Here is a 2,129-nt window from a genome sequence, read left to right as displayed (position 1 = left end):
GTCAGCATGTCCGCGATCGGGTCGGTCATCGTCATCGGGCCTCAGCCCTTCCTCGCCGTGGTTTCCGCGTGGGACCTGCGGCGTCGTGCGTGGGGTGGAGCGTGAACGGGGTGGTGGGGGTCCCGCGCCGGGGGCGCGGGGCACAGACCCGGCGCTCTTTGTGGCCCCCGGCACCTCGCCGGCGTGGGCCATCTCGCGCAGGCACACGCGGCACAGGCCGAACTTGCGGTACACCGAGTGCGGTCGCCCGCACTTCTGGCAGCGGGTGTAGGCGCGCACCTTGAACTTGGGCTTGCGGGCGGCCTTGTTGATGAGGGCGGTCTTCGCCATGTCGGTCCTCCTCCCCTCAGGCGCTCTTGAAGGGGAAGCCGAGCTTGCGGAGCAGGCTGCGTCCCTCGTCGTCGGTGGTGGCGGAGGTGACCACGGTGATGTCCATGCCACGGACCCGGTCGATGCGGTCCTGGTCGATCTCGTGGAACATCGCCTGCTCGGTCAGGCCGAAGGTGTAGTTGCCGCTGCCGTCGAACTGCTTGTCGCTGAGCCCGCGGAAGTCGCGGATGCGGGGCAGGGCCACGCTCAGCAGGCGGTCGAGGAACTCCCACATCCGGTCCCCGCGCAGCGTGACGTGCGCGCCGATCGGCATGCCCTCGCGGAGCTTGAACTGCGCGATGGACTTGCGGGCCTTGGTGACCTGCGGCTTCTGGCCGGTGATGGCCGTGAGGTCGCGGACGGCGCCGTCGATGAGCTTGGAGTCACGGGCCGCCTCGCCGACGCCCATGTTGACGACGACCTTGACGACGCCCGGCACCTGCATGACGTTCGCGTAGGCGAACTCCTCGCGCAGCGCGGGGAGGATCTCCTCGCGGTAGCGCAGCTTCAGCCGCGGGGCCGGGGCGGCCTCGGCGGCCTCGGGGGCCGTGGTGGTGGTGTCGGTCATGCGATGTCCTTGCCCGAGCGCTTGGCGACGCGGACGCGCACGGTGCGCTCCCGGCCGTCACGCTCCTGGGTCTCGGTGCGGATGCCCACGCGGGTGGGCTGCTTGGTCTCCGGGTCCACGACCGCCACGTTCGACAGGTGGATCGGGGCCTCGGTGTGCACGAGGCCGCCGGTGCGCGAGCCGCGCCCCGTCTGACCCGCGCGCACGTGCTTGGTCACGCGCTTGACGCCCTCGACGAGCACCCGACCGGTCTCCCGGTCGACGGAGATGACCTTGCCGGTCTTCCCCTTGTCGGCGCCGGCGATGACGACGACGGTGTCACCCTTCTTGATGCGGGTGCGGACACGGGCCTTGCCCGTCTGCCGGCCGGCCATCACAGCACCTCCGGTGCCAGCGAGATGATCTTCATGAACTTCTTGTCGCGCAGCTCGCGACCCACCGGCCCGAAGATGCGGGTGCCGCGGGGGTCGCCGTCGTTGCGCAGGATGACGGCGGCGTTCTCGTCGAAGCGGATGTAGCTGCCGTCGGGACGGCGCCGCTCCTTGACCGTGCGGACGACGACGGCCTTGACCACGTCACCGCGCTTCACGTTGCCACCGGGGATCGCGTCCTTGACGGTCGCGACGATGGTGTCGCCGATGCCGGCGTAGCGTCGACCGGAGCCACCGAGGACACGGATGCAGAGGATCTCCTTCGCACCGGTGTTGTCGGCGACCTTGAGCCGGGACTCCTGCTGGATCACTGGTGCCTCACTTCGCCTTCTCGACGACCTCGACGACGCGCCAGCGCTTGGTGGCCGACAGCGGTCGGGTCTCCATCAGCAGCACGAGGTCGCCGACGCCGGCGGTGTTCTGCTCGTCGTGCGCCTTCACCTTGCTGGTGCGGCGCAGGACCTTGCCGTACAGGGGGTGCTTGACGCGGTCCTCGACGGCGACGACGACGGTCTTGTCCATCGTGTCGCTGACGACGTAGCCGCGGCGCACCTTGCGGTTGCCCCGGTCCTGGGCGGCCGCCTCGACGGCCCCGTTGGTCTCGGTGCTCACGATGCGACCTCCTGGGTGGTGATGCCGAGCTCGCGCTCACGCATCACGGTGTAGATCCGGGCGATGTCCCGCTTGACGGCCTTGAGCCGGCCGTGGCTCTCCAGCTGGCCGGTGGCCGAGGCGAAGCGCAGGTTGAACAGCTCCTCCTT

At 69.9% G+C, this 2,129-nt stretch carries 5 protein-coding genes and 1 pseudogene; all 6 read right to left on the bottom strand.

All coding sequences use genetic code 11. From position 1 onward, the window contains the following. Window positions 1–150 precede the first annotated feature (150 nt). Window positions 151–330 (bottom strand): annotated as a pseudogene (locus ACTUAL_RS25315) (type Z 30S ribosomal protein S14); the annotation flags it as partial. Window positions 331–346: 16 nt separating this feature from the next. After that, on the bottom strand, window positions 347–937 hold the full coding sequence (gene rplE / locus ACTUAL_RS25310; protein WP_440902000.1) for a 50S ribosomal protein L5: 591 nt from the start codon (window positions 935–937) through the stop codon (window positions 347–349). Beyond that, complete coding sequence (gene rplX, locus ACTUAL_RS25305) at window positions 934–1,311, bottom strand: 50S ribosomal protein L24 (RefSeq protein WP_440901999.1); 378 nt, start codon at window positions 1,309–1,311, stop codon at window positions 934–936. The genes rplE and rplX overlap by 4 nt, the downstream gene beginning before the upstream one ends. After that, a complete protein-coding gene (gene rplN, locus ACTUAL_RS25300; RefSeq protein WP_336920723.1) occupies window positions 1,311–1,679 on the bottom strand; it encodes a 50S ribosomal protein L14 in 369 nt (122 codons plus the stop codon). Before rplN ends, rplX begins: the two co-directional genes overlap by 1 nt. Window positions 1,680–1,686: 7 nt before the next feature. Then, on the bottom strand, window positions 1,687–1,980 hold the full coding sequence (rpsQ, locus tag ACTUAL_RS25295; protein ID WP_440901998.1) for a 30S ribosomal protein S17: 294 nt from the start codon (window positions 1,978–1,980) through the stop codon (window positions 1,687–1,689). Beyond that, window positions 1,977–2,129 (bottom strand): 50S ribosomal protein L29 (gene rpmC, locus ACTUAL_RS25290; protein WP_440902001.1); only part of this gene is annotated, 153 nt, incomplete at its 5' end. The genes rpmC and rpsQ, both read right to left, overlap by 4 nt.

The sequence above is a fragment of the Actinosynnema sp. genome (assembly GCF_052038725.1).
Note: the sequence above shows the minus strand (reverse complement) of the source record. Positions and strands in the feature narration are given on the sequence as shown.